Here is a 24,594-nt window from a genome sequence, read left to right as displayed (position 1 = left end):
CTTTTACATTAGGAGTTTTTTTAATGGATTTCCAGAGAATACCATCAATTTCTTCAAAATATAGGAACTTATGAGAAGGTTGTTTTTCATGTTAGGTTTGGTGCAAGGCTAGTGCCATTACAGGCCCAAAACCGAATTTTTCATCTTTTAATGGTCAAATATGTCCATTACAGCCGCAAAACCCAACAATTCCTGCTCTTTTTCATTTGTAATGGTCAGATCTGACCGTTACAAATCAAAATTCGCTTAAATTGCCCTCTAATGGTCAATAGTGTCCATTAGCCGCATCAACATGTGCAACGCCACCAAACGTATATTTACCCGAACGTACCTGGGTAGCTGAACGGAGAGCAAAAACACTCGGAGACAGTCGTTTTTTAGGCGAGAGCATATTCATCCGGCATGCAGCCAGATTCCCATGGAGCAGCATATTCATCCGGCATGCAGCCAGATTCCCATGGAGCAGCATATTCATCCGGCATGCAGCCAGATTCCCATGGAGCAGCATGTTCATCCGGCATGCAGCCAGATTCCCATGGAGCAGCATGTTCATCCGGCATGCAGCCAGATTCCCATGGAGCAGCATATTCATCCGGCATGCAGCCAGATTCCCATGGAGCAGCATGTTCATCCGGAGTGCAGCCAGATTCCCACGGAGCAGCATGTTCATCCGGCATGCAGCCGAACTCCCAAGGAGCGGCATATTCATCCGGCATGCAGTCAGGCCCCCAGATGGGGAATAACCAACCCTCCGTATGCAAAAGCGGCTACGATAACGATAGCGGGATGAATTTTGCGAATTTGCATCGCCCAGAAAGCAACCCCCGCGATAAGCAGGCTTTGAATCCAGCCGATCGCCTCCAGCGAGCTTTCACCCATCTGCCAGGTGAGTACCAGCATCATAATGGCTATGACGGGCTGAACCAGCAGCGTCATTCCTTTGACTACTGGCGATTGCCGATGCTTCTGAAGCGCTCTGAGCAATACAACCAGAGCAACCGCTGAAGGCACGATGGTGGCAATGAGAGCAACCAGAACGCCCGCCCATCCTGCCGCTTGATAACCAGCATAAGCTGCCAGCTTGGTTGCTATAGGTCCGGGAAGCGCATTGCCAAGCGCCAGCACATTCGAAAACTCGGCCGGCGATACCCACTGGTAATTGGTGACCATCTCGCGATACATAAGCGGAATCGAAGCCGGACCGCCGCCGTACCCCAAAGCGTTGGCTACAAAAAATCCCACGATCAGCCGATACAGCTCAATCCATTCCATGCGTTGCGCCCTCCTTCTCTCCGGCTGCCGGGCTGTTCAAACCCTTGGACCGGCCCCGCTTGGACGGCCCGTTTCCTTCTTCGCGCCGCTGCTTGCGGGCTTCCCTGCGCTTCTTCCAGGCATTCGCCATTCGCATATGGAAAGCGCCATAAACCAAAAAGATCAAAATGACAATAGCAGGATGTATCGCAAGCAGCTGCAGCATGCCAAAAGAGACGGCAAACAAGCCGACGCCCATATATACGCCAAGCCCCTTGACGGCTTTTTCTCCGAATTCGTACGCCATCACGCCTAACATAACGGCGATAACGGGGATAACCGCACCAATCATGCCCTGCACATAAGGCGAATCCTTCAGCCACTGGACGGCGGATAGAAGCCCCACCATTGCCAGGGTCGAGGGCAAAATATGGGCGATAACAGCAGAAATCGCTCCTGTCACCCCTTTGACTCGATACCCCAGATAAGCGGCCATTTTGGTCGCAATGGGACCTGGCAGCGCATTGGCAAGCGCCAATATCTCACCAAATTCGTCATCGTCGATCCACTTGTAGTAAACGACCGCCTCATAACGGATGATTGGAATTACGGAGGGACCGCCCCCGTAACCCAGAATGCCCGTCTTGATCATTGCCCATGCCAATTGGGCATGAGGGCTGGTCAGCTTCAACATGCCGGAAAGGTTTTTAAGTTTGCTTATTCTCATTTCTCTAGAGCCTCATTCCCATCCGGCTTTTGTACCGGTTGATCAACACCTGGCAATCCACGCCCATAATGCCCGGCAGAACATACAGCTTTTCCTTCAAAAAAGATTCCATTTCGGCGTTGCTGCGAAACAATCCATGCATATGCAGCTTGCTTGGGCCGGTCATATGATACAGGCTGGTCACAAAAGGCTCCGTTGACAGCCGGTCTGCCACCTCGTGCAAATATTTGGGCTCCACCTCGACGTTAAAAAAGGCCGATACGGAAATGCCGATACGCTCAGGGTTGATAACGGCAGTAAACCGCTCGATTACGCCGCTTTCTTGAAGAGCGTTCACTCTCGCCTGCACCGCCACTCGCGACAGCCCGATTTTTCGAGCGAGATCCGTGTAGGATATTCTGCCGTTTGCATTCAATTCCTTTATAATTTCACGGTCCGTATCGTCTAAGTCCACTACTTTGTCGTCTCTATGATCCGTCTCACTCATCCCTTTCCGTTCCAAACGGAATCTATTTCCCGCTTTTCATTACAATATGTATTAATATAATGCCGATACCATACATTTTCAATGGAAATTTTGATTTCCTCTTACTTTTTTGTTGCATGCATTCGAGGATGGTGTTATGTTAAGAAAAAACTCAATGTCAGATAACCTATCATTTTATTCCACGGGGAGTGTGAACCGGATGAACGCTTCGGTAATCGGGAAGGAAGCCATGGTGGTCAGCCCTCATCATCTGGCGACCGCGGCGGGAGCGCAGATATTGGAACGGGGAGGCAACGCCTTTGATGCCGCCGTTGCCGTAAGCGCAAGCCTTGCCGTTGTGTATCCCCATATGACAAGTATTGGCGGAGACTCCTTCTGGCTGACCTACAGCGCCGGAGAAGGACGTGTGCGCGGTTACAATGCCAGCGGCAGATCGGGTTATCGCGCCATGCCCCAGGCTTATCAAGGAATGAGTTCCATCCCCAGCAGAGGCATTGCCTCCATCGTAACTGTCCCCGGAATGGTGGACGGCTGGGAAGCCGTACACAGCGCCTATGGACGGCTACCGTGGGGCGAGGTGCTGTCGCCCTCTATCGGCTTTGCCGAAGGAGGTTTTCCGATGACTGCCGACCAGCATCGCAATGCCTCCGAACATCTCGATATGCTGCTGCTTACGCCGGAAACAGCAGGGATTTACGCTCCCTCCGGCAAAGCTCCGGCTCCCGGAGACGTTTTCCGGCAGCCGTTGATGGCGGCGACGCTGCGCCGGATCGCTCAGTGGGGCAGGGAGGACTTTTATAGAGGCGAAACGGCAAAGGAAATGACGAATTTTTTGCAGCGGAACGGCGGTTTGCTGGGAGTTGATGATTTTGCCGATCATCGCGGCGACTGGGTGGAGCCGCTTGCCGGTTCCTATCGGGGCTACACGATATGCCAGATGCCGCCCAATTCGCAAGGGTTTGCCGGTATTATGGCGCTTAATATTCTGGAGCATTTTGATTTGGCAGGACTTGGGCACGGCACCTACGACTATTATCAGCTGTGCGTGGAGGCGCTTAAGCTCAGCTTCCGCGACCGCGACGCCTACCTGACCGACCCGGCCTTTCATGCCATACCTTTGGAACGGTTGCTGGACAAAGGATATGGGGGCCAATTGGCGGCCTCCATCGATCTCTCCCGCGCCAGCATACAGCAGCAGGCCGAGCCAATGGGCTCCGATACAGCCTATGCAGCCGTCGTGGACCGGGACGGCAATGCCGTCTCATTCATCCAAAGCCTGTATTTTGAATTCGGATCGGGAGTTGTGGCGGGCAATACGGGAGTATTGCTGCAAAACCGGGGTTCCTTTTTTTCGTTGGACCCTAGTCATGTCAATGTTCTGAAGCCTGCCAAACGAACCTTTCACACCCTCATGCCGGCAATGGCGCTGCGGGATGGAAAACCGTCCATTCTGTATGGCACCCAAGGAGGCGAAGGACAGCCGCAGACGCAAACGGCCTTGTTGACGCGAATCGTGGATTTCGGGATGGATCCGCAATCGGCTCTCGACGAGCCGCGATGGGTGTGGGGGCGGACCTGGGGCGATCCAACCCGGGAATTAAAGCTGGAAAGCCGCATAGCGCCGGAGGTGCGGCAGCAGCTTGGGGAGGCCGGACATCTCGTCCGGACCGTCAAGGAATGGGATGGCATTATGGGTCATGCCCACGCAATTGTGAGGGATGAGCTAGGCTTCCTCCAAGGCGGAGCCGATCGCCGAAGCGACGGAAGCGCCATCGGCTGGTAAAAAACCAGCTAATGGCGCTCGGAGATGGACAGAGATTTTGGACAATATATCCGGCCCAATGTGCTCGGACATCTGCGGAAACTTTGGACAATACGTCCTTTTCTACGACACTTGGATACCAGCGTAGACGTTGGAGAGTAAGTCCAGCCAACGCCGCCTGGGTATCAACTGCGACTTTGGATGGTACGTCCAGACAACGCCGCAAATTCCAGCAGGCATGCGAGCCAACTTGTAGAAAACAGGCTGTCACAGGGGCCTAAAGCCGCCTTCCTCCATGAGCCGTGGACACGCTCCCTACATGCCTGGAGCCCGGGGCTGCTCCCGCTTGCGTCCATGGCCAAGCCAGGTCAAGGAGCGAAGCAGCTTTTCGGCCGGGCCCATCTTGAAGCGGCGCAAATACAAGCCGCTGCCCAAGGTTTGAAGGCCGAAGAAGGCAATCGCCAGCAGACAGCCGATGGTCGTGCCCAGCTTGCCAAACAAGCCCAGGCCATAGCCGTAAAAAATCATGACGCCAAACGCCGTTTGCAGCAAATAGTTGGACAGAGACAGCTTGCCAACGCTGATCAAACCTGTCCGCCACGCGGCGGGAGCTTCGTTTTGCCGGATGAACAGCAGAGCAAAAGCAAAAACGTAACCAAGCGCCAGCACGGTGCCTCCCAATGTATTCAAGCTTCCGCCAATGCCCAGTTGGGGCCAAACGACGCTTACAGCCTTGGAGGCAAGACCCAACGGAATCAGAATGGCCGCAAATTTAATATACAGCCCCTTTTCCTCCGCCGGTCGATGGAACAACTTCGCCTTTGCCGCCGCCATTCCAAACACAAACATGGAGGATATTAAAATCGGAATAAACAACCAGCCAACGATAAAGATAAACTGGCTAAGCGGACCCGGGCCAAGCTCCAATCGGAAGCTTTGAATAGCGGCATAGCCTCCATTTTGGTAGACGTTCATAGATTCCCGGGCAAAATCCTCCCAATTCGCGCCCGGCATGGAGGTGCTGCCTGCTCCTCCATAAGACATCAGGCTGAATAGCGCCAATATGCTGATGCCAATGATGATCAACGCTTTGGGCTTTACTTTCAGAAAAGCCAGCAGCAAAAATCCGGACAAGCCGTAGGTAGCCAACACATCGCCTTCCCATACAAGGAGGAAGTGCAGAAGTCCTGCCACAAGCAGGAACAAAAACCGCCTGATCAAAAAAGGATACGGCGACAACCCGCGCTGTTCCAGACTTTGCGACATTTTGATCGTTCCAAAGCCGAACAGAAAAGCAAAAATTGGCGCAAAGCTGCCTTTTACCAGAATAAGTACAGCCGAATAAACCGCTTCATCCAGAGCTGAAAGTTGAAAAAAAGAAATGATTTCCGCTTCCCAAATGCCATATTGGAAAGCTAACGTGTTGGCAAGCAGAATGCCCAGCAGACTGAGTCCCCGAATGCCGTCAATGCCGATTAGCCGATTTGATTGACTGTTAATGTGCAACACCCCGTTAGCGAATAGTCAAGGAGGCTGTTTAAAAAGTCCACATTCCATTACGAAGCATGCCTTGAGGCATATTCAGCATCGAATATGGAATTCAGCCTTTTTGAACATGTATTTCATAGCCCCTGCATGATTATACCAGAAATGGGGCTTCGCCGCTTTAACTCTATTTCGGGGATTCAATCGCTTGTGATGCGATAGGATTCCACTGTTCCGTCCTCGTCAAAATAAAACTTCAGAAGGCTGTCGTCTACGCCAATATAGGATGCTCTGCCCAAATAATATACAAACGCGCCTTCGGGCTCCTCCTGCTTGCCATCCGGTTCGCCAAGAAGCCCGATGATTTCTTCCTGGGTCTTACCTTTCAGTTCGTGCTTCTTCTGCAGGCTGTCCACCATGCTGCTCCGATCCTCGCGATTTTCAATCCATTTCTTTTCGTCGAACGCCTTGACGCAAGCGGTCAACGAGAACAGCAGAACCAGCGCAAGCAGGAGTTTTCCCCATGCTTTCATGTATTCTCCTCCCTTTCATCAAATATCTCTGCGCAAGGCGCTCAACACGTCAATGGCGGTTGCGCGTTTGGCCGGTCGGTAACCCGACAGCATTGCCACGGCCAAAGAAATAAAGCAGGACAGCAGAGCCAGATAAGCCGGAATGATGGAGAACTGGAAACCTTCCGGCAGCGTTTCGCCCATCCCTATGGTGACCAGCACAGGCAATCCGGCATTAACCGCCACGGATATGCCATAGGCCACAATCGTTCCAAAAACCGCTCCAATGATGCCAATCATGGCGCTTTCCAACAAGAATATCCGTTTGATGACGGAAGGATGTGCGCCGATGGCTTTCATAATGCCGATGTCCTGGGCACGCTCGGTTACGGCCATCGTCATCGTGTTGAAAATGCCGATTGACGCGATCAGCACCGCAATCGCTCCAACAAAGATCAGCCCTATTTTCAAAATCAGGAAAAATACATTAATCTGCGCCACCTCGTCGGCCACGGAATATACAGAGTAGTTTTTTTCGCGAAGAACGTCCGATATCTCCTTCACATGAGAGGCATTGTCCGCAATGACATTAACCTCGCTATATTGTCGCGGCTCGCCGGCTTTGGGAATCTCCGACAATGCCTTCTTCAGTGATTCCGCATCCGGGGTTTGCCCGAAATAAACAATTTCCCCGCCCCGTGTGCCTGTAATGGCTTCAATTTGCTGGATCAACCCTTCGCTGGAATATACGGCCTTGTCCAGAAGCCACTCCCGCCTCGGTTCACCCCAGACGCCAACAATGACCGCATCCAGCTCTTTTGTTGCAAGCTCCACGCCTTCGTAATAGTCGACTTGCAGCTTGACAGCTTGGTTCAACCAGTCCGACGCTTTGGAAACCGCCTTGTCCTCACTGCCCAACACATCGTAGCCAATAACGATTTCATTGTCTTTTTCCGGCCATCTGCCTGCGCTAAGCGCAACTCCCGACTGCTGCTCGGAGTCAAAATCCACCATATACATCCGATCGTTCCCGATATCGGAGCCGTTTGCCTTGATGCCCATGGACTGACTGACCCAAAATCGGTAGGTAACGGCCTTCACCTTAGGAATCGAATGAAAAAATTCAATATCCTCCTTATGGATATCCCCATTTTCAGAAACATTAAAATCTTTGTACGGCACTTGAATCGAGGTAACCAGACGATCGCCTATAATACGGTCCACGATGCTTTTTTGCACGCCAAAACCAACGGAGGCCAGCACGATCAAAAAGGCGCAGCCCATCGCCGTAGCCAGTATCGTCATAAACAGTCTCGTTTTATTGCGTTTCATATTTTGCCGGACAAACCGGAGCTGATCTCCCAGCTTCATACCCTAATTCCCCCTTCAAGCGAACCCGGAAACGGAACAGGATGCTGTACGGCTCCATCCTGCAGGCGCAACGTCCGATGGGCAATCGCGGCTACCTGCTCGTCGTGGGTAATGATGACAAAGGTAATGCCAAGCTCATGGTTTAACTGGCGAATCATAGTCAGCAGACTTTTTTCGTTTTCGCTGTCCAGGCTGCCCGTAGGTTCGTCCGCCAACACGATTGGCGGCTCCATAACCAGCGCGCGCGCAACCGATACCCGCTGCTGCTGCCCGCCGGAAAGTTCGCCGGGGTAGTGGCTCATGTATTCAGCCATGCCCACCTGCTTCAAAAGCTCCTCCGTCCGCTGCTTTCGCAGCGTTTTGTCCACGCCCTTGAGCACCAGCGGCAATTCCACATTTTCAGCGGCGGTGAGGCCGGGAATCAATTGAAAGCTTTGAAAAATAAAGCCGTAATTCGCCAGACGGAAATCCGCCCATTGTCCCTCCGTCAAATTAGTGACATCCTGACCGGCGACTACAATCCGTCCTTCCGTTGGACGGATATAGCCCGACATCAGGTTTAGCAGAGTGGATTTGCCCGAGCCGCTTCGCCCTACAATCGCCATAATTTCCCCTTTTTCCACATGGAGATGGATATTTTTTAAAACGGGCACGGTTTTTTCTTTGGATCGTTTGCCGATTGTAAATTGATGGCTGATTCCCGACATTTGTATCATCACAACGCCACCTTCCTGTATTTTATTTACATGTTATCATTCAGACTATAAGTTGATCTAAAGAAAACCTTAAGATAAGCTGTAGAAAACAGGATTTCAGTGCCGAGAAGATGGAAAGAAGCTAGAAATCGAGAACCGGAGCGTAGTGGTACCTACGAGAGGATCGGAGATTTCGGCTGAATGCCATATTCGACGCCGGCCATGCCGCTAGGCATGCCCCGCAATGGAAAGCGGACTTTTTGAACGACCTAATAAAAAGGGGGGGATTGGTGGTGAAGCTGGATAGACTGCTCGCCATCGTCATCTTGCTGCTCAACCGCCGAATGGTGCAGGCCAAGGAGCTTGCGGAACGTTTCGAGGTTTCTGTACGCACCATCTATCGGGATATCGAAGCCATTAACCAGGCTGGCATCCCGATTGTCACCCATCAGGGAACAGGCGGCGGCATCGGGCTGATTGATGGCTTCAGGCTGGATCGCAACGTGTTGACCGGAGATGAATTGGCCTCTATTTTAACGGCGCTCCATAGCATCTCGACTTCTTATCCCGAACCCAAAAACCGGGAACTGGTGGAAAAACTCAACAGCATTGTGCCGCCGGGCCGCGAGGAAGAACTAAAGCATAAATCAAGCCAGGTACTGTTCGATTTCTCTCATTGGGGCGAAAACTCCTTGCTGGAGGACCAATTGTCGCTTCTAAAGGATGCCATCGGGCAGACTCAGTTGGTCATGTTCCATTATCGAAACAGCAGAGGCGACTTCACAAATCGATGCGTCGAGCCGCACACGTTGGTCTGGAAAGGACGGGACTGGTACCTGCAAGCCTTTTGCCGTACACGCAATGAATTCCGGCTTTTCAAGCTGCTCCGAATCAAGGATTTGGAGCCATTGCCGGAGTTATTTGCCCGAAGAGAGCTGCCCCGGCAAGAACGCGGCATTGGCCGCGATTGGGTCAACGATAACAACCGGGTCAACCTGGTGCTGCGGCTTGGCGGAAGTCTGGAGGGGCAGGCTCAAGAATGGTTTCACGCCGAAGAGCTGGAGCCTCATCCCGACGGTGGATGGATTGTGCGCAAATGTTACCCCGAGGATGAATGGTTATATGGATTTATCTTAAGTCTCGGGCCTCAAGCAGAGCTGCTGGAGCCGGAGCGGCTCCGGACTCTCATTGGCGAACGAGCAAGGCGCATTGCCGATTTATATGGAGGCCGCACCCCATGAACAAGACGGATCGTATGTTAGCTATCGTGCTGGAGCTTCAACGCCACAAACTGTTGCGCGCCGAAGATTTGGCGTCAACCTTTGAAACGAGCGTCAGAACGATTTATCGGGATATTCAGGCCTTGAGCGAAGCGGGTGTCGCCGTTATCGGTTCCCCTGGCCAAGGCTATTCCTTAATTGAGGGGTATTTTCTGCACCCGGTTAGTTTCTCGGCCGAAGAGGCAGTGTCGCTGCTTATCGGAACAGACTTTATTGAACAGTGGTTTGATCCGCGATATAGAGAGCATGCTGTAACGTCAAGAAGAAAAATTGAAGCTATTTTGCCGGAGGCTGTTGGCGGAGAGGCCTCGCGAATCCGAAAAGGGTTTCGGATGTATACGGCTGCCGTCGATCAAGTCCGGATTCATGAACGGACTAATCTGGAAATCATTCGCAATGCGATGCTGGAGGAACGGAAAATCAGTTTTCACTATAACAAGCGAGTAGCGGAAGCCGACGGAAATACGCAAAGCATCCGTACAGCGGCTCCCTATGGACTCGTTTTTATGCAGGGCTGGGTGCTTGTTGCCTGGTGCGAACTGCGACAAAGCATTCGCCATTTTCGGCTGTCGCGAATGACAGAGCTTGCCGTTCTGAATGCCGTGTACAAATTGCCGGAGGATTTTCAGCTGTCCCAATACAGGCCGCCTGACGACCGCAACATCCTTGTACGGGTCCTCATTCTGCCCGAGGTTCTAGACAAAGCTAGGGAGTCGGCCAGCTTCTATTTGGAAACCATGGAAGAGAAGGAAGACGGTTGGCTGGCAACCCTGCGCGTACGCCAGCCGGAGGAGCTGCTGCAGTGGCTGCTTGGCTTTGGCAGCGGCATTGTTGTTCTGGAGCCGGAGTCTTTCCGCAGGCGAGTTATAAATGAACTTCAAGCTATGCTGAAAAACTACTGATGACGAACGATGAACCACCCACTGCTCCATTGGAAAAAATGGAAGCGGGAGCGGCTTTATTCGCTTTAGCCCAAAAACTTATAGATTCTTATATAGAAAAAGGCGAACTTGACAGAGGGCTGTCAGGTTCGCTTTTGTATACTGGGGCCATATCCAGGAAGGGAGACTTATCTTATGACACATTCAAACGAGATTGCGAACACTTCATCAACACAGCCCCATTTTTGCCAAAGCTGCGGCATGCCCATGACGGAAACTGCTCAATACGGTACGGAGCATAATGGCTCTTCATCGCCAGACTATTGCTCCTACTGTTACGAGGATGGAGCATTTCGCGAGCCGGGATTGACGATGGAAGGCATGATCCAGCAATGCGTGCCTTACATGGTCGAGGAAGGCATGGAAGAAAGCAAAGCTAGATCGCTTTTATCGGGGCAGCTGCCTACCCTCAAACGGTGGAAGGCTGCCAGGGAGAGTCTTTAAACTCCATGAGGAGCAGATGCCCTTGAGCGAGTTTGAAGACAAGCCCTAACGGGCCGCTTTGATCTGCTTGCTGCGAAGCTGTCCGCAAGCGGCATCGATATCCGCTCCATGCTCCATTCTGACGCTAACGCTGATGCCCTGCTTCTTCAAGGCATCATAAAACGCGGTAATCGACTCCGGGCTGCTTCGCTGATATTGGCCATGCTCGTCAACCGGGTTGTACGGAATCAGGTTAACATTAACAAGCTGGCGTCTTGGCTTCATAAGCTCCGCCAGCTCCAAAGCGTGCTCCACGCCGTCGTTGACATCACGCAGCAGGATATACTCCATCGTCATGCGGCGGCGGGTGACCGCCAAATAATAATCAATGGATTCCATCAGCTTTTCGATCGGAATCGCTTTATTGATTTTCATAATGCGGGTCCGCAATTCGTTATTTGGCGCATGAAGGGATACCGCAAGATTCACGCCAAGATCGCTATCGGCAAACTCTCTGATTTTGCCCGCCAATCCGCTGGTGGATACCGTAATACGGCGTGCGCCGATGGCAAGACCTTTGTGGTCTTTGACCACACGGATGAAGTTGGACACATGAATATAGTTGTCGAACGGCTCGCCAATGCCCATGACGACGATATGGCTTACCCGCTCCTCCTGCCCGGCATCATCCAGATAATGCTGGACTCTCATCAACTGCTCCACGATTTCCCCGCTGGACAAATCGCGGCTTTTGGCAAGCAGACCGCTGGCGCAGAAGCTGCAGCCGATGTTGCAGCCAACCTGGGTCGTTACGCAAACAGACAAGCCGAATTTATGGCGCATCAGCACCGTTTCGATCAGATTGCCATCCTGAAGCCGGAACAGGAACTTGACGGTGCCGTCTTGCGACTCCTGCCGCGTATGCTCCGACATGGTGGACAACGTGAAATGCTCCTCCAGCGTTGCCAAACAATCGGCGCGAACCTCGCCCATCTTCCCGAGCGCTCTCGCCCGTGTCCGATATAATTGTTCCCACACTTGGCCCGCCCAGAATTTGCGGTGTCCCCGCTCCTCCAGCCAAGCTGTTAATTGCTCTAAAGTTAATCCATATAAGGATGGTTTGCCTGTCATATCTGTAATCCTTCTTTCAAGCCATTTGCCTACTATTGTCCCAAAAAAAGACCTTGAACACAAGGAGCAAATCCTGCCGCTCCCGCGTAGAATAGCTGCCAGCCTGCATGAAACTGCTGACCAATATGCAATCGCTAACCCTGCAGCGACTCCCTTATGACTTTGGTCAAGCCTCGAACCACAAGCTCATAGGAATTTTTGATCATATCGCGGAGCTCTTCCTCCGGAACGGAACCGTCCGCGGTAACGGTATTCCAATGCTTTTTGTTGAGGTGATAACCCGGTTTGACCGCCGAATGCGCCTGGCGCAGCAGCTCCGCCATAAGCGGCTCGCATTTTAAAGATATGTTGGGTATTTCGTGATTTTCCCCAATCAAAGCAAACATTTTGCCGCCAACCTTCATAACCAGCGGCTCCGGACCAAACGGATAATCCTCCACAGCCCCCGGCAATGTCATACAAAACTGAGCAAGCTCTTTTCTTGTTTGCAAAATGGTTTCCCGCTTTCTTTTGATTGGTATGAACACAGTTTTACACCATCCTGCCAATTTCCGCAAGCTTACAGGATTCAATGCCGCCTTGACGGGTATTGTTTCTCTAAAATTAATTTCCACCTCCCTTACCGCGCAGATTCCGGTTATGCTGAAGCTAAAGGGGATGAGAGAGACTATGCAGGAATTAACAAGCTTACAATTCGGAAAGGTGCGTCCGCTGTTACAAGGAGGCCATCTTCACCCGGAAATCCTATCGGTTATTGAAGGCCGCTGCCCCGGTTGGATTTTTGCCGACAACGCCGATCACCCCGGAAGCGCGCTGGTATGGAGCAAGGGAATGCAGGGCTTTTACCTCCTCGGCGACTGCCGCAATGCCGTTTTTACGGAAGGTTTGGATTCTTTTGCAACCCATACACTTGAGCCGCGAATGCGGAGGCACGGCCTTACCCATTTTGAAATATCGGGACATCATGATGAATGGGATCTGGAAGGCATGTTTGCTTCAAGAAACCTCTACGACTTTGAACAACTGGTATTCGAGACGGAGCGGAAAACATCTGTTGTGGAATCAAAAGGGTACATCGCGCTTCCGCTTCATCAGAATTCGGAGGAAAACCGTTGGCTGTTCCATACTCCGCTTGTAAAAGAACACATTGAGGCATTCTGGACATCAGTCGAGGCCTTTAAATATTACGGATTTGGTTATGCCGCAGTGGCCGGCACGGAAGTCATCGGCCTTTGCTATACCAGCTGCAGAGCTAATGACCGCTTTGCCATTGGAGTTGAAACCGCTCCGCAGAGCCGGGGCAACGGAATTGGCACTCATCTGGCTTCATTGGTTGCGGGAGAGCTTCTGGACAGCGGCTTTATTCCGTATTGGGATTGCACAACGGACAACACGGCTTCAAAAAAGCTGGCTCTGCGCCTTGGCTTCCAACTTGTTCATCACTATCGCTGCATAGGCTTCTCGCTATGAGCACAGCGGCAATCTCAATCCGTCTGTCGCAGCTGCCGCAAACGCAAAAACGTCCCGAATCGCTATAACAGCGTTACGAGACGTTTTTTTCTTATGCCAATCGGCATGTTAACTGAAAGCCCGCTATTAGTCGCGGCTTGCCAGCTTGGACAGCAAACGCAGCATTTCGAGGTACAGCCATACCAGAGTAACCATCAGGCCAAACGCGCCGTACCACTCCATGTATTTAGGAGCGCCTTGCTCTGCTCCCGTTTCAATGAAGTCAAAATCAAGCACGAGATTCAGCGCGGCTACAACAACGATTACGAGAGAAATGCCGATGCCGATCAAGCTATTGTCATGCAGGTACGGAATTTGAATGCCGAAAAAGCCAAGTACAAAGCTGAGCAAGTAAACCAGAGCAATGCCGGCTGTTGCCGCAAACACGCCAAGACGGAAGTTTTTGGTCGCCTGAATGATGCGGAAGCGATACGCGACGAGCAAAGCGATAAATACACACATGGTAAGCAGGGACGCTTGCATCGTAATGCCTTGGTACAAGCTTTCATATTGAGCGGATATCGCTCCCAGGAACAAGCCTTCGCAAGCCGCATAGATCGGCACCAGGAAAGGCGCAGCCGTTGGCTTGAAGCTGATTATGAGCGCCAGGATAAAACCGGCGATCGCGCCGCCGATTCCAAGACCCAATACATTGGTTTGGCCGTTGTAATACATCGTCCACGCCGCAAACGCGCCGCCCAGCAGAATGACCAGCGTAATAAACGATTTGTTGACCGTGCCTTCAATCGTCATGGCCTCGCGCCCGGAAAAATGGCCGGCCTTTTCGAACGTATTTTCTTTTAATGTAGGATTGCCGCTGCGTCCGATCACGCAAAATCACCTCGTATGCAAGATATGTACTTCCAATATCATACAATCTAATTGGATTTTATGCAAAAGAAATACTTCCTGGCGACATCGAAGCAATGCGGGCAAGCGAGACAATCCGCACGTCTTGCTGCTCTAGCAGAGAACGGCCTTCCTGAAAGGTTTTTTCGATCACGCATCCTACGCCTGCAAGCGAAGCGCCGGATTGCTTCACGATATCCACAAGACCAACAAGCGCTGCGCCCGTCGCGAGAAAATCATCGACGATAAGCACCGTGTCCTCGGGTCCAAGGAAATGTTGATCCACGGTCACTCTGTAGCTTTCTTCCTTCGTAAACGAATAGACCTCCGCCGCGTAGACATGGGCTCCCTGGGTCAATGCTTTTTTCTTTTTGGCATAGACAAAAGGAACCTTAAGCGCGATGCCGGTCGCCATGGCAAACTGGATGCCGCTTGCCTCGATGGTCAACACCTTCGTAATGCCCGCATCTTCAAATGCTGCGGCGAATTCTTCTCCAATCGCCAGCGCAAGCTCCGTATCCACCTGATGATTCAGAAAAGAGTCCACCTTCAACACCTTGTCCGACAAAATAAGACCTTCCTGCCGAATCTTCTCCTCCAGCCTTTTCATCACGCACCGACTCCTTCCCTACCTCATATATTCATCCATGGCGTTTACAAACTCGTCGATGTCCCGATTGGCCTTGAGCTGATTGCATTCATAACACGCGCAGACGCAATTGACGGGCGTTGTATGACCGCCCTTCGCCCTTGGCAGCTTGTGGTCGATGGTATCCCCGTATTTGCCGCAGAAGTGGCAGGTATAATTGTCGCGCGTCAAAATAAGTCTGCGAAACTCCCTGCTGCTGTACAGCCGGCGAATGGTGGAGCGGTTCACGACAACCGCCGCGCCTTCCCGCACCAAGACATGCGCAAGCTCGGGATCAACCTCCTGATACCAGCGGCGGCCGTTATCCGTTTTGCCACGCATGCGGATAAAGCCTTTGACCGTTGGACGAAGAAAAGAGGCATCGGCCGGATCATGCTTGTCCCGCCTTGGCGTATGCGGCGGCGGCGCCTCGGAAGCGGGCCTTGCCGCTTGCCTCTGCTGCGCACCCTTGGCGCGTTTGTTGCCGCGGCGGCGCTTATTGCGGGCGGCCGGCACGGCAGGCGCGATGCCGCCAATGCTGGCGGAACCGCTTCCGTCATTCGCCGCGCCAACCGTCGCAGCAGAGCGGCCGGACGCATTGCCGTCGGCTTGGGACATAACGTCCCCGTTAGACGCGGACTGCACCTTCGGCAGCTTGGCACGGCCCCCTGCCTCGCCATGCGCAGCTCCTCCCGCTTCGCGAGGAATCGGCTGCCCCGCCAACTGCCGGACGTGCGCCCCTTCAAGGCTTGACGCCGCGGCCTCCCTCTGCCTGCAGCTTCGGCAAGCGCCGCGGCGGCCGAACTTGCCGGAGCGCCGTCCCGTACGGCGCAGAAACTCCGTCAGAGGCTTTGCCGCGCCGCACTGGACGCAAACCTTGGTTGCGCTATGCAATTGTTCGTTTTTATACTGATGATCCTTGGGATCATAATGATTAGTAGTCATACTGTGAGTATAGCACAAGCTTCCAGCCAACAGAATGACCAACGTCAACGCCCCATTGCTCGTTTCGACTCTCCAATTTCCCCTGACTCTTGTCTTATTCGGCTGTTAGAGCTTGCCTCCGCGGATGCCAATATCTTTGATCATGATGCTGCCCTGCGTAGTTTGATCAAATAAAAAGCTGATTTTGCTGATCCGTTGCGGCATCAAGCTGGAGTTAGCTCCAATAAAATCAGACACCTCAAAGCAAAAGTTCTGGAATACCGGTTCCTTGGTCTTGGAAAGGAGACCAAGCGGCTGCTTTGCTAGGGCCCCTTCAAACATAGGCAGAAGCAGAGAGACGTGGCTAAGAGGCAATTGACCAACGTTTCCGTCTGCATCTTCCACGGCTATCGTCAAGTCAACCAAATCGTCCGTCTTACCCGGCTCAGGAGCCGCATCATTATTCGCTATGGAAAATACAATGGCGCTGTCCCCTGACATTGCGATTCCCGAATCGGGCAGGATGACCTTATAGGCTGGAGTGGATGGAGCAGTCTCACGATCCCATTCCAATGAAACCGCGCTGTACTGGGCATCAATTAAATAGGAGAATTCCATTTGCACCTTGTCTTCCTTCCAGACCTTTAATGATTCGCCCTCAAGTCTTCCGCCCGGCAACGTCGTTGTCCCAGGATCATAATCCTCTTCATAGTTACTGATCATGGTTGTCGCCGCATCCCAATAATTACTGACATACATCGTTTCAGGGAGCCATTCTCTGGCATGACCCAAATCTTGAAACACCGTGCGATACTGATCATTATCCTTAAGTGTAGCTTCCAAAAAAGAGGAGATTAGCACTTCCGCCGCCAGAGCTTGTTGTTCTCCGGGCATAAGCTCCGCCTTGTTAAACAGCATGTTGCCCAGTCCTACAGAATCATTTCTCCCCCAAGACGTATTAAACTGCCCGTGATTAGCCCCGTAGATATAGACATACGACTTGAAAAATTCGCTGTTCTCCGTAAAATGAGTTCGATAATACTGATTGGCTCCAGCAAAAGAAGAAACGTCCATATCATGAGAGCCGTGCAGGGCCAAAAAATGAATATCTCGCAACTCGATGGGCTGCCCGCCCGGTTTATATTGCATATCCGTCCCTGCAATGGAAATGAGGGAACGAATGTTAAATTTATAGTCAAAGCTGATGTTGGCGTCCTCCGGGTACGTCGTCAAACCATTATAAGCCGCAGCCGTAGCGATGGCTTCGCCCCCTCGCGAATGTCCGATCAACGCAATATTTTGCATGTCTACTACGCCGTAAAACGGATTTCCATCCGTGGAGTTCCATTTGTCCCATGTTTTTAAATGCTCCAGCATCAACCAGCCTCTCGCGCGATTCTCGTCTTTTAAACCATCCAGCATCATAAAATCATCATAAGGAGAACTATTCAGGAAGTTCTCGTCAATGGACGCCAGAATATATCCGCGGCTTGCCAGCAATTGGCCCAAATAGGCATATCCAGTGTCAGACAGATCGGTCGCGACATGGTTTCCGTGCACGATTAATACCAACGGGAAAGGTCCCTCTCCTTCCGGATACCAAACCGTACCGTTCAACGGCATGGCTTCCGAGCCAAAGCCAAACGTGCGGGTACGCCGGGAGCTCCAGTTATCGACAAAGGCCGATCCGTCGACTGACTCCGTCGTTAGCCGTCCTTCAACGCCAAGATCGCCGCCAAGTGTTGAATCATTAGCATAGGTTATGACATTTACTTGATAGGCTCCCGTTTCCGCCGGATTAGCTATCGTTGTCTGGTACGACTGCGCCGATTTTGTTGCTTGAAGGGTATAGGGCGCTTCAAATTTTGCATAACCGCCGCTAATCATCCAGTACCCCAACAAGCAGATCAGAACAAAAACTGCGGCAGTACCCGCGCCTGCCGTTACTCTTACCCACGATGCAGCCTCGCGATAACCTCCCTTCATCAAGCGATAAAGCAAAGCCCCAAGTAAGGAACACGAAAGAATAAGGAAGAAAACAATAAGCAACGTCAGCGGTATCGGCCCTAAAAAGCTAATGAGCAATAAGCAAATCGAAGCAAGCATGAGCCATATGTAGCGGGACGGCATTTTTTGGGCCCAATGCAATAATCCGGCAAGGATGCCCGTTACCGCTAACACGGCAAGGATGGGCACTGCAGTACCGATCAAATAATCGATAATGCTGCCCCGCGAGCCCAGATAATAGTAGGCTTGAACGAATACCGCGCATAACGTAACAAGAGATAATGCAAGAATAGCTCCCTTCCAGCCTGAGCCAAGGGAGGGGAGGCGCAATCGCGGGAGCCTGGATAACGCTTTTTTTACCGCTTCCGTTTGAGTATTTGAGGTGTTTATTTTCATGTGAATTCCGCCCTTCAAATGCCGTTCAGTTTACTTGCACGAGTATCCTAAAAAAAGTATAAAGCAAATCTGAACGGGCAACCTCCACTGACAGGATGGCTCCAATCCAGGTCTGTGGTCTGAGTAACATTGCCAAGCGATCCAACATTCCCCTAAAAATACAAATGACCCTCAAGAAGGTCGCTTCTTTTAAAAGCGTCCTTCTTATGGGTCACCATTCAATGGGCCACGATACACCTTACTTTATTTTGATTTCGCCATCATACGACGCGATAATTCCGTAGAGATCGGGACGGCGGTCACGGAAAATCCCCCACTCCAGACGCTGCGTCTCCAGTTGATCCAGATCAAATTCCGAAACCAGAATCTCCTCTGAATCCCGGCCCGCTTCGGCAATTTTGTTGCCTTGAGGTCCAGCGATAAAGGACGATCCATAAAACGTGATGCTGGAATCCTCGTCGCTTTCAAGGCCGATGCGGTTGGATGCGATAACCGGCATCAGATTGGAAGCGGCATGCCCGCGCATGCACATCTGCCAATGATCCTTGGAGTCGATGGAGCCGTCCTGCGGCTCGGAGCCAATCGCCGTTGGGTAGAACAGCAGCTCGGCTCCCATCAGCGCCATCGAACGGGCGGCTTCCGGATACCATTGATCCCAGCAGACTCCTACCCCGATTTTGGCATAACGCGTTTTCCATACCTTAAACCCGGTGTCGCCGGGGTTAAAATAAAATTTCTCTTCATATCCCGGTCCGTCTGGAATATGGCTTTTGCGGTATTTGCCCAGCACCTCTCCATCCGCGTCAATGACGGCAAGCGAGTTGTAACGGGCATAGTTCTTTTTCTCGTAAAAGCTGATCGGAAGCACGACGCCCAGCTCCTTGGCTACAGAGCGGAAATGGTTAACCGCCTTGTTTTCCTCTAGCTCCGTCGCGTACACGTAATAATCCGCTTTTTCCTTCTGACAGAAATACGGCGTTTCAAACAACTCCTGCAGCAAAATAATTTGAGCGCCCTGCGCTGCCGCCTGCCGTACCAGTTTGTCCGCTTTGGCGATGTTTTCTTCGATATTGGAGGAGCAGCTCATTTGCGTCGCCGCTACCGTTACTTTTCTCATGATTTCCTTCCTCCTTCATTTCGTTATGCGAATCTATCTTATCTAATGCCCTTCGGCATTTGCTGTGTAGTGCAGTGAACGTTGCCGCCTTCCCGAATAACGGCCATGCCGTCGATGGTGCGAATGACATGGTCGGGGAATGCCTCGGACAGCACGGAAATCGCCTTGGCATCGGCTTCTGCGGCCTCTCCGCCGAATACCGGAAGAATGATGCCGCCGTTCACAAAATAGAAATTCAGGTAGCTGAGCGTCAAACGAGTGCCCTCGTATTCCCTGTAAGGCGGCTGCTCGATTTGTATAATCTCCAGCTTTCTGCCTTTGGCATCGGTGACTTGGCTCAGAATGCTCAAGTTTTCTTCCGTAATGGCATAATTCTCGTCCTGCGGATCGCTGCAAACTTGAAGGATAACCTTGCCCGGCGCAGCGAAGCAAGCCACATTGTCCACATGTCCGTCGGTTTCATCGCCGCTTAAGCCGCGCTTCAGCCAAATGATCGTTTCTACATTCAAGAAATGTTTAACCTGAGCTTCAATTTCCTCGCGGCTAAGGTCCGGGTTGCGGTTGACGTTGAGCAAGCACTCTTCCGTCGTCAGCAGCGTGCCTTCTCCATCTGTATGAATGGAGCCGCCCTCCATGACCAGAGGAGCATCAAACTGCGCCACGCCCATCGCTTTCAGAATTTGGGGAGCTACAGCGTCGTCCTGATCCCAAGGGCTGTATTTGCCGCCCCATGCGTTAAACTTCCAGTTGATCCCCGCCAAACGGCCGTTATCGTCCATTACGAATGTCGGCCCGTTATCGCGCAGCCACGCATCGTTATGTTCAACTGGCAGAAGCTCAACGCGCTCATTGCCTTCGAAACGGCCCGCTACCGAAGCCTCATCATCAGAGTTGACGATGACCGTTACCGGCTCGAACTCCGCAATCGCCGTGATCAGCTCCTGATACCCTGCGCTTACTTGCTCGTAAAATTCCGGATATACCATGGACTCCTGTACCGGCCAGGATATAAAAGTTCGCTCATGCGGCGTCCATTCCGCAGGCATCGTATAATGATAGGTTTTTTGTTCCATTGGTTATCTTGTCCCCTTGCCAGCCTCATATTCCGTAACGGAGGGCGTCTCCCCCCGCTGCACCCCTACTATCATATACTAAAGCACCGCTGCCCACAATCCAGTTTACAAGCATTTTATGGGAGAGCGCCGCTGTCGAAAATAAGGCTTGTTTTTCCCGGGAGTCATTTCCGCTTTACCGTGCTGCCGCGTTTCCTTTCGTTCGCCTTGCGCTTAGATGTATTATAATAGAAGACACTAAAATGAACCGCAATTAAGGCGGTTAAACACCCACGCAGAGCGCTGGATAAGAGTTAATTGAAGGAGATGGAAATACGTGACATTAAAACCGGAATTAATCAACCGATTCGTAACTTACGCCAAGGTGGACACACAGTCCAATGAAAGCAACGAAAGCTGCCCTTCCACGCCGGGACAGATGAACCTGGCCCTGATGCTGGTAGACGAGCTCAAAAGCATCGGCATGCAGGAAGTCACCATAGACGAACATGGTTATGTAATGGCTACGCTGCCCTCCAATACGGACAAAGACGTGCCGGTCATCGCTTTCCTGGCCCACCTGGATACGGCAACGGACATGACGGGCGCGGGCGTCAACCCTCAACAGCACGATAACTATGACGGCGGGGACATCATTTTGAACAAAGAGCTTGGTATCGTACTTTCTCCAAAAGAGTTCCCGGCTCTTCCCGGCTACAAGGGGCATACGCTCCTTACAACAGATGGCACAACACTGCTTGGCGCCGATGACAAAGCAGGCATTACCGAAATTATGACGGCCATGGCTTACCTGATTGCCCACCCTGAGCTGAAGCACGGCAAAATCCGCGTTGCCTTCAACCCGGACGAGGAAATCGGACGCGGAGCGCATAAGTTCGACGTGGAGGCGCTTGGCGCCAAATATGCGTACACGATGGACGGAGGGCCTCTGGGCGAGCTTCAATACGAAAGCTTTAACGCCGCTTCCGCCATCATTGAAATTGGGGGCAAAAATGTACATCCCGGAACGGCCAAAAACAAAATGATCAACGCCTCCAAAATCGCGATGGAGCTTCATGCCAAACTGCCTGCCGAAGAAGCGCCGGAGCATACGGAAGGATACGAAGGCTTCTATCACTTGAACTTGATTCAAGGCGATGTAGAAAATGCCAAGCTGAGCTATTTGATCCGCGATTTTGACCGCCAGCAATTCCAGGCGCGCAAAGAATTTTTCGCATCCATTGTTGCTGAATTAGGCGCGAAATACGGAACCGACCGAATTAAGCTGGAGCTGAAGGATCGCTACTACAATATGGGGGAAAAAATAGAGCCCGTAAAACATATCGTCGATATCGCGCAGGAAGCGATGGAAAACCTGGGCATCAAGCCGCTGATTCAGCCGATTCGCGGCGGTACGGACGGTTCGCAGCTGTCTTATAAAGGACTGCCGACTCCCAATATCTTTACGGGCGGCGAAAATTATCACGGCCGCTACGAATTTATCTCCGTCGACAACATGGAGCTGGCCGTTCGCACCATTCTGGAAATCATTTCGCTGTACGAAGCAAAGGCTTAACAAAAGCTAAAAAAACAGCAGACAAAATGCGATAAATTACGCCAAATTAGTTGATGGCTTTCCCCTGTATGAGTACAATTAAATAGGGTGGAGGATTTGACGCTTTCGCCAACAGGATAGCAGGAAACCAGAAGCTCGAGCCGATTGGCGGCAATCGCCCGACGCTCCGACATATAAGGGTAGGAATGGACCAGAGATAGCGCTGGTCATACGCCTGGATAAAAGCTAGCGAACAGCGGCTTTTATTCGGGCTTTTTTGTACCCATGCGAAGAAGGGAGGTCCATCGATTGACCTTGCCAAGTGATCATAGCGGCGTCACCGAATCCGATCTTAGACTGGACCGGTTGGCTTCCGTCGGCCAAATCGCCGCAGGCATTGCCCATGAAGTCAAAAATCCGCTTACGGTTGTAAAAGGCTTTCTCCAGCTGCTTAAACAGGAAGCGCCGCATAAATATCTGGATTATGCCTTTGCCGAATTGGAAAACGCCATTTCCACCATGGAAAATTTATTGCATGTATCCAAACCGGATTTGGAGAGTGAACCGTTTGACATTATCGACCTTTGTTCCGAATTGGATTCAGTCCTGCATCTTTTTCAGGAACGGTTTTATCAAGTCTCTATACATAAACATTTTTCAGATACGGATGCCCGAATATACGGAAAAAGGAACCCGTTGAAAAAAGCCCTTTTTAACCTCCTCAAAAATGCGTTCGAAGCCATTCCGGAGGATGGGGCCATTACCGTTGCGCATTTCCGGTCCGACGATAAAATAGTCGTTTCGATAACGGATTCCGGATGCGGAATTCCCGGGGACGAGCTGGATCTGCTAGGCACGCCGTTTTATACCTCCAAGGTGAACGGCACCGGCATCGGGTTAACTCAGGTGTTTACGACAATTTATGAGCATGGCGGATTTATTCGGGTCAGGAGCGAGCTGGGAGCCGGGACTGAATTTTCATTGCATTTTCCGCTATGGAGCACGGAGTATCAATCGGGGGATTTTCCAACGACCACAAGGGATGGGCTTCATTCTGCCCAATCAGAATTTGACAAAACGGGAAATGCTTGCTGCTCTTCGCATGAAGCTGAGCGGAACCAGCCTAATTGCTCTACTCCTGTCATCACCTTGCTGGATCATGTAGGCTTGCTCCCGCTTGCCGGGGGAATCCAGTCACATCGCGGCGGCAAAGCTCATGAATCCGTGCTTGCCCAAATCAATGAATTGAAGCTTAACCGGCTAATCATAGACTTTTCCGCCATAGACCGCATGACCGAACCAACGCTGTGTTTTTTATCCGAAATACTGGAAGGAGCGGTCCTGAATAAATGTGCCGCCACCCTGACCGGCATACGCCCGGAATTGAGTGATACCTTACTAGAAAAGGGACTCGTTTCCCGCGATCAAGCCGCGTCCTGCCTCACTTTACAGCAGGTCCTGCAGGGGTACATCAAACCTTCAAACCTTCTCGGTACAGATGACCTTACTTCTTGAACTTGCACTTTAACCTTGCCAAATAAGACCAAAATTATTAAAATGAATGTGGGCAGCAGATTTGACGCTCTTGCCTTTATCCTTTATCCATTCCATGCGGGGGAAGCCCGCAAATCGACAGGTTATGCATGTTGACTACAATAAGGATTGAGTTGGCCGAGATGAACCAGAGACAGCGCTGGACATAAGCCTGAATAAAAGTTGCTGAGCAACCTTTTATTTAGGCTTTTTTTGTTGCTAGAAAAGAGGATGAACGTACTGAGTATGAATGAAAACTATTTCCAGAATGAAATAGCAAGCCACCTTGGGAAAATGCTTCGGGATGCATTCGGGAAAGGGCCCCAGTCCATATATGTAAGCGTGGATCGGCCATTCATTGTTGTTTATTTGCGGAATTTTTTGACGCCGACGGAAAAAATACTTCTTAACCAAGGGCAGACCCGCGCGATACAGCAAACAAGGGATTTGGTCATGTCATCGCTGATTCCCGAGATCAAAGCGTATTTGCTGCCGTTGACCGGAATGAACGATTTGGAATTTTATTATGACTGGGAGCTTCATAACCACTCCGGCATTCTGGTAGGGCGCCAATTGGAGGAATCCGCAACTTCGGAAACCGCGCAGGACAAATTCGAAGGGAGAGAAGGACTTCAGCGCGAAATTCTCCGGATGAGCCAGCGTATCCAGAAGAAACCGGATCATATGTATTCCCGCATCATCAATAAAAGAACGCTGGTTGTTGTTCGTTCCGGAATCATGATTGATCTTAGCAAGGAGTTGTTTCGTCTCGGGGATGAAGATCGTTTGAGACAGGCGGTTAATCATCTGGAGAAAAAGCATTTGCGGGACAACAGAAATATCGAACAGCTATTGAACACCAAAATTACGGACGTTTTTGTCGATTGGAATATGGAGCGGGATAAGAGTGTCATCGTATTTATTCTAAACCCGAAATAAAGAGGGCTGCCCGAAAGCTA

24 protein-coding genes are annotated in these 24,594 nt (G+C 51.5%); 8 read left to right on the top strand and 16 right to left on the bottom strand.

Translation table 11 applies throughout. The features are described 5' to 3' along the window. Nucleotides 1–377: 377 nt before the first annotated feature. From ACX93W_RS13610 to ACX93W_RS13595, 4 genes are read right to left on the bottom strand one after another with little or no spacing between them, the layout of a single operon-like run. Nucleotides 378–716 carry a hypothetical protein gene (locus ACX93W_RS13610; RefSeq protein ID WP_459392914.1) on the bottom strand — a complete coding sequence of 113 codons (339 nt, stop codon included), beginning with the start codon at nucleotides 714–716 and terminating at the stop codon, nucleotides 378–380. A gap of 4 nt (nucleotides 717–720) precedes the next feature. Further along, nucleotides 721–1,272 (bottom strand): chromate transporter, encoded by a 552-nt coding sequence (locus ACX93W_RS13605; RefSeq protein ID WP_459392913.1) that lies wholly within the window; start codon nucleotides 1,270–1,272, stop codon nucleotides 721–723. After that, entirely contained in the window at nucleotides 1,259–1,945 is a 687-nt protein-coding gene (locus ACX93W_RS13600; protein WP_459392926.1) for a chromate transporter, read from the bottom strand. The genes ACX93W_RS13605 and ACX93W_RS13600 overlap by 14 nt, the downstream gene beginning before the upstream one ends. Before the next feature lie 37 nt (nucleotides 1,946–1,982). After that, nucleotides 1,983–2,465, bottom strand: coding sequence for an Lrp/AsnC family transcriptional regulator (locus ACX93W_RS13595; RefSeq protein ID WP_459392912.1), 483 nt, complete (start codon nucleotides 2,463–2,465; stop codon nucleotides 1,983–1,985). Between the two features lie 199 nt (nucleotides 2,466–2,664). Here ACX93W_RS13595 and ggt point away from each other — a divergent pair, with 199 nt between their 5' ends. After that, nucleotides 2,665–4,248, top strand: coding sequence for a gamma-glutamyltransferase (gene ggt / locus ACX93W_RS13590; RefSeq protein ID WP_459392911.1), 1,584 nt, complete (start codon nucleotides 2,665–2,667; stop codon nucleotides 4,246–4,248). A gap of 294 nt (nucleotides 4,249–4,542) precedes the next feature. Here ggt and ACX93W_RS13585 read toward each other — a convergent pair whose 3' ends face one another. The 4 genes from ACX93W_RS13585 to ACX93W_RS13570 all read right to left on the bottom strand — a co-directional run bounded on the left by ACX93W_RS13585 (nucleotide 4,543) and on the right by ACX93W_RS13570 (nucleotide 8,311). Continuing rightward, nucleotides 4,543–5,733, bottom strand: coding sequence for a DUF418 domain-containing protein (locus ACX93W_RS13585; RefSeq protein ID WP_459392910.1), 1,191 nt, complete (start codon nucleotides 5,731–5,733; stop codon nucleotides 4,543–4,545). 179 nt (nucleotides 5,734–5,912) lie between these two features. Then, complete coding sequence (locus ACX93W_RS13580; RefSeq protein ID WP_459392909.1) at nucleotides 5,913–6,245, bottom strand: hypothetical protein; 333 nt, start codon at nucleotides 6,243–6,245, stop codon at nucleotides 5,913–5,915. A gap of 18 nt (nucleotides 6,246–6,263) precedes the next feature. Next, complete coding sequence (locus tag ACX93W_RS13575; protein ID WP_459392908.1) at nucleotides 6,264–7,595, bottom strand: ABC transporter permease; 1,332 nt, start codon at nucleotides 7,593–7,595, stop codon at nucleotides 6,264–6,266. Then, the gene (locus ACX93W_RS13570; protein WP_459392907.1) at nucleotides 7,592–8,311 is read right to left on the bottom strand and encodes an ABC transporter ATP-binding protein; all 720 of its coding nucleotides are present in this window, start codon (nucleotides 8,309–8,311) and stop codon (nucleotides 7,592–7,594) included. The genes ACX93W_RS13575 and ACX93W_RS13570 overlap by 4 nt, the downstream gene beginning before the upstream one ends. A gap of 272 nt (nucleotides 8,312–8,583) precedes the next feature. On the opposite strand from ACX93W_RS13570, the gene ACX93W_RS13565 reads away from it, so the two are divergent. From ACX93W_RS13565 to ACX93W_RS13555, 3 genes are all read left to right on the top strand, one after another. Further along, complete coding sequence (locus ACX93W_RS13565; protein ID WP_459392906.1) at nucleotides 8,584–9,531, top strand: helix-turn-helix transcriptional regulator; 948 nt, start codon at nucleotides 8,584–8,586, stop codon at nucleotides 9,529–9,531. Continuing rightward, nucleotides 9,528–10,472, top strand: a complete 945-nt coding sequence (locus tag ACX93W_RS13560; RefSeq protein ID WP_459392905.1) for a helix-turn-helix transcriptional regulator — start codon at nucleotides 9,528–9,530, stop codon at nucleotides 10,470–10,472. The genes ACX93W_RS13565 and ACX93W_RS13560 overlap by 4 nt, the downstream gene beginning before the upstream one ends. 174 nt (nucleotides 10,473–10,646) lie before the next feature. Then, a complete protein-coding gene (locus tag ACX93W_RS13555) occupies nucleotides 10,647–10,955 on the top strand; it encodes a zinc ribbon domain-containing protein (protein ID WP_459392904.1) in 309 nt (102 codons plus the stop codon). 45 nt (nucleotides 10,956–11,000) lie between these two features. On the opposite strand, the gene rlmN is transcribed toward ACX93W_RS13555, so the two are convergent. Together rlmN and ACX93W_RS13545 are read right to left on the bottom strand one after the other, a co-directional pair. Then, complete coding sequence (rlmN, locus tag ACX93W_RS13550; RefSeq protein ID WP_459392903.1) at nucleotides 11,001–12,065, bottom strand: 23S rRNA (adenine(2503)-C(2))-methyltransferase RlmN; 1,065 nt, start codon at nucleotides 12,063–12,065, stop codon at nucleotides 11,001–11,003. Between the two features lie 134 nt (nucleotides 12,066–12,199). Next, on the bottom strand, nucleotides 12,200–12,523 hold the full coding sequence (locus tag ACX93W_RS13545) for an MmcQ/YjbR family DNA-binding protein (RefSeq protein WP_459392925.1): 324 nt from the start codon (nucleotides 12,521–12,523) through the stop codon (nucleotides 12,200–12,202). Between the two features lie 211 nt (nucleotides 12,524–12,734). Between ACX93W_RS13545 and ACX93W_RS13540 the strand changes: the two genes are divergently transcribed. Then, nucleotides 12,735–13,535 (top strand): GNAT family N-acetyltransferase, encoded by an 801-nt coding sequence (locus tag ACX93W_RS13540; RefSeq protein ID WP_459392902.1) that lies wholly within the window; start codon nucleotides 12,735–12,737, stop codon nucleotides 13,533–13,535. Between the two features lie 126 nt (nucleotides 13,536–13,661). On the opposite strand, the gene ACX93W_RS13535 is transcribed toward ACX93W_RS13540, so the two are convergent. The 6 genes from ACX93W_RS13535 to ACX93W_RS13510 form a co-directional block, all read right to left on the bottom strand. Then, nucleotides 13,662–14,405 (bottom strand): Bax inhibitor-1/YccA family protein, encoded by a 744-nt coding sequence (locus ACX93W_RS13535; protein WP_459392901.1) that lies wholly within the window; start codon nucleotides 14,403–14,405, stop codon nucleotides 13,662–13,664. Nucleotides 14,406–14,463: 58 nt separating this feature from the next. Next, nucleotides 14,464–15,033 (bottom strand): xanthine phosphoribosyltransferase, encoded by a 570-nt coding sequence (locus tag ACX93W_RS13530; RefSeq protein ID WP_459392900.1) that lies wholly within the window; start codon nucleotides 15,031–15,033, stop codon nucleotides 14,464–14,466. Between the two features lie 18 nt (nucleotides 15,034–15,051). After that, a complete protein-coding gene (locus ACX93W_RS13525; protein ID WP_459392899.1) occupies nucleotides 15,052–16,044 on the bottom strand; it encodes an HNH endonuclease in 993 nt (330 codons plus the stop codon). 57 nt (nucleotides 16,045–16,101) lie between these two features. Then, a complete protein-coding gene (locus ACX93W_RS13520) occupies nucleotides 16,102–18,378 on the bottom strand; it encodes an MFS transporter (protein WP_459392898.1) in 2,277 nt (758 codons plus the stop codon). Between the two features lie 238 nt (nucleotides 18,379–18,616). Beyond that, nucleotides 18,617–19,495, bottom strand: coding sequence for an N-carbamoylputrescine amidase (gene aguB / locus ACX93W_RS13515; RefSeq protein WP_459392897.1), 879 nt, complete (start codon nucleotides 19,493–19,495; stop codon nucleotides 18,617–18,619). A 38-nt stretch (nucleotides 19,496–19,533) separates the two neighbouring features. Further along, a complete protein-coding gene (locus ACX93W_RS13510) occupies nucleotides 19,534–20,568 on the bottom strand; it encodes an agmatine deiminase family protein (RefSeq protein ID WP_459392896.1) in 1,035 nt (344 codons plus the stop codon). A 316-nt stretch (nucleotides 20,569–20,884) separates the two neighbouring features. On the opposite strand from ACX93W_RS13510, the gene pepT reads away from it, so the two are divergent. From pepT to ACX93W_RS13495, 3 genes are all read left to right on the top strand, one after another. Next, on the top strand, nucleotides 20,885–22,123 hold the full coding sequence (pepT, locus tag ACX93W_RS13505; protein WP_459392895.1) for a peptidase T: 1,239 nt from the start codon (nucleotides 20,885–20,887) through the stop codon (nucleotides 22,121–22,123). Between the two features lie 288 nt (nucleotides 22,124–22,411). Then, nucleotides 22,412–23,617 carry an ATP-binding protein gene (locus tag ACX93W_RS13500; RefSeq protein WP_459392894.1) on the top strand — a complete coding sequence of 402 codons (1,206 nt, stop codon included), beginning with the start codon at nucleotides 22,412–22,414 and terminating at the stop codon, nucleotides 23,615–23,617. Nucleotides 23,618–23,881: 264 nt separating this feature from the next. After that, nucleotides 23,882–24,574: a Na-translocating system protein MpsC family protein gene (locus ACX93W_RS13495; protein ID WP_459392893.1), complete on the top strand. Its 693-nt coding sequence runs from the start codon at nucleotides 23,882–23,884 to the stop codon at nucleotides 24,572–24,574. Nucleotides 24,575–24,594 lie beyond the last annotated feature (20 nt).

Source organism: Paenibacillus sp. CAU 1782, assembly GCF_054551715.1.
This window is presented reverse-complemented; position numbering and strand designations above follow the sequence as displayed.

Excerpts from the sequence above, each read along its gene's own strand:
- ACX93W_RS13610 (WP_459392914.1), bottom strand. The coding sequence starts at position 716 with ATGCCGGATGAATATGCCGCTCCTTGGGAGTTCGGCTGCATGCCGGAT.
- ACX93W_RS13605 (WP_459392913.1), bottom strand. The coding sequence starts at position 1,272 with ATGGAATGGATTGAGCTGTATCGGCTGATCGTGGGATTTTTTGTAGCC.
- ACX93W_RS13600 (WP_459392926.1), bottom strand. The coding sequence starts at position 1,945 with ATGTTGAAGCTGACCAGCCCTCATGCCCAATTGGCATGGGCAATGATC.
- ACX93W_RS13595 (WP_459392912.1), bottom strand. The coding sequence starts at position 2,465 with ATGAGTGAGACGGATCATAGAGACGACAAAGTAGTGGACTTAGACGAT.
- ggt (WP_459392911.1), top strand. The coding sequence starts at position 2,665 with ATGAACGCTTCGGTAATCGGGAAGGAAGCCATGGTGGTCAGCCCTCAT.
- ACX93W_RS13580 (WP_459392909.1), bottom strand. The coding sequence starts at position 6,245 with ATGAAAGCATGGGGAAAACTCCTGCTTGCGCTGGTTCTGCTGTTCTCG.
- ACX93W_RS13575 (WP_459392908.1), bottom strand. The coding sequence starts at position 7,595 with ATGAAGCTGGGAGATCAGCTCCGGTTTGTCCGGCAAAATATGAAACGC.
- ACX93W_RS13570 (WP_459392907.1), bottom strand. The coding sequence starts at position 8,311 with ATGATACAAATGTCGGGAATCAGCCATCAATTTACAATCGGCAAACGA.
- ACX93W_RS13560 (WP_459392905.1), top strand. The coding sequence starts at position 9,528 with ATGAACAAGACGGATCGTATGTTAGCTATCGTGCTGGAGCTTCAACGC.
- ACX93W_RS13555 (WP_459392904.1), top strand. The coding sequence starts at position 10,647 with ATGACACATTCAAACGAGATTGCGAACACTTCATCAACACAGCCCCAT.
- rlmN (WP_459392903.1), bottom strand. The coding sequence starts at position 12,065 with ATGACAGGCAAACCATCCTTATATGGATTAACTTTAGAGCAATTAACA.
- ACX93W_RS13545 (WP_459392925.1), bottom strand. The coding sequence starts at position 12,523 with ATGACATTGCCGGGGGCTGTGGAGGATTATCCGTTTGGTCCGGAGCCG.
- ACX93W_RS13540 (WP_459392902.1), top strand. The coding sequence starts at position 12,735 with ATGCAGGAATTAACAAGCTTACAATTCGGAAAGGTGCGTCCGCTGTTA.
- ACX93W_RS13530 (WP_459392900.1), bottom strand. The coding sequence starts at position 15,033 with ATGAAAAGGCTGGAGGAGAAGATTCGGCAGGAAGGTCTTATTTTGTCG.
- ACX93W_RS13520 (WP_459392898.1), bottom strand. The coding sequence starts at position 18,378 with ATGAAAATAAACACCTCAAATACTCAAACGGAAGCGGTAAAAAAAGCG.
- aguB (WP_459392897.1), bottom strand. The coding sequence starts at position 19,495 with ATGAGAAAAGTAACGGTAGCGGCGACGCAAATGAGCTGCTCCTCCAAT.
- ACX93W_RS13510 (WP_459392896.1), bottom strand. The coding sequence starts at position 20,568 with ATGGAACAAAAAACCTATCATTATACGATGCCTGCGGAATGGACGCCG.
- ACX93W_RS13495 (WP_459392893.1), top strand. The coding sequence starts at position 23,882 with ATGAATGAAAACTATTTCCAGAATGAAATAGCAAGCCACCTTGGGAAA.